The following is a 1,576-nucleotide window of genomic DNA, read 5'->3' on the forward strand; positions in this document are numbered from 1 at the left end:
ACAAAATCTTAAATTGAAGAGTTTGATCATGGCTCAGATTGAACGCTGGCGGCAGGCCTAACACATGCAAGTCGAGCGGAAACGACACTAACAATCCTTCGGGTGCGTTAATGGGCGTCGAGCGGCGGACGGGTGAGTAATGCCTAGGAAATTGCCTTGATGTGGGGGATAACCATTGGAAACGATGGCTAATACCGCATAATGCCTACGGGCCAAAGAGGGGGACCTTCGGGCCTCTCGCGTCAAGATATGCCTAGGTGGGATTAGCTAGTTGGTGAGGTAATGGCTCACCAAGGCGACGATCCCTAGCTGGTCTGAGAGGATGATCAGCCACACTGGAACTGAGACACGGTCCAGACTCCTACGGGAGGCAGCAGTGGGGAATATTGCACAATGGGCGAAAGCCTGATGCAGCCATGCCGCGTGTATGAAGAAGGCCTTCGGGTTGTAAAGTACTTTCAGTTGTGAGGAAGGGGGTAGTGTTAATAGCGCTATCTCTTGACGTTAGCAACAGAAGAAGCACCGGCTAACTCCGTGCCAGCAGCCGCGGTAATACGGAGGGTGCGAGCGTTAATCGGAATTACTGGGCGTAAAGCGCATGCAGGTGGTTCATTAAGTCAGATGTGAAAGCCCGGGGCTCAACCTCGGAACTGCATTTGAAACTGGTGAACTAGAGTACTGTAGAGGGGGGTAGAATTTCAGGTGTAGCGGTGAAATGCGTAGAGATCTGAAGGAATACCAGTGGCGAAGGCGGCCCCCTGGACAGATACTGACACTCAGATGCGAAAGCGTGGGGAGCAAACAGGATTAGATACCCTGGTAGTCCACGCCGTAAACGATGTCTACTTGGAGGTTGTGGCCTTGAGCCGTGGCTTTCGGAGCTAACGCGTTAAGTAGACCGCCTGGGGAGTACGGTCGCAAGATTAAAACTCAAATGAATTGACGGGGGCCCGCACAAGCGGTGGAGCATGTGGTTTAATTCGATGCAACGCGAAGAACCTTACCTACTCTTGACATCCAGAGAAGCCAGCGGAGACGCAGGTGTGCCTTCGGGAGCTCTGAGACAGGTGCTGCATGGCTGTCGTCAGCTCGTGTTGTGAAATGTTGGGTTAAGTCCCGCAACGAGCGCAACCCTTATCCTTGTTTGCCAGCGAGTAATGTCGGGAACTCCAGGGAGACTGCCGGTGATAAACCGGAGGAAGGTGGGGACGACGTCAAGTCATCATGGCCCTTACGAGTAGGGCTACACACGTGCTACAATGGCGCATACAGAGGGCAGCAAGCTAGCGATAGTGAGCGAATCCCAAAAAGTGCGTCGTAGTCCGGATTGGAGTCTGCAACTCGACTCCATGAAGTCGGAATCGCTAGTAATCGTGAATCAGAATGTCACGGTGAATACGTTCCCGGGCCTTGTACACACCGCCCGTCACACCATGGGAGTGGGCTGCAAAAGAAGTGGGTAGTTTAACCTTTCGGGGAGGACGCTCACCACTTTGTGGTTCATGACTGGGGTGAAGTCGTAACAAGGTAGCCCTAGGGGAACCTGGGGCTGGATCACCTCCTTATACGAAGATAT

Annotated in this window: 1 rRNA gene; it reads left to right on the forward strand. The window is 53.2% G+C overall.

The annotated features are described in order from the left end of the window. Positions 1-10: 10 nt before the first annotated feature. A 16S ribosomal RNA gene (locus tag AB4384_RS21725) occupies positions 11-1,565 on the forward strand. Positions 1,566-1,576: the final 11 nt, after the last annotated feature.

Origin of the sequence: Vibrio sp. 10N.261.51.A4 (genome assembly GCF_041471945.1) — a bacterium.
Taxonomy (GTDB): Bacteria; Pseudomonadota; Gammaproteobacteria; order Enterobacterales; family Vibrionaceae; genus Vibrio; species Vibrio crassostreae_C.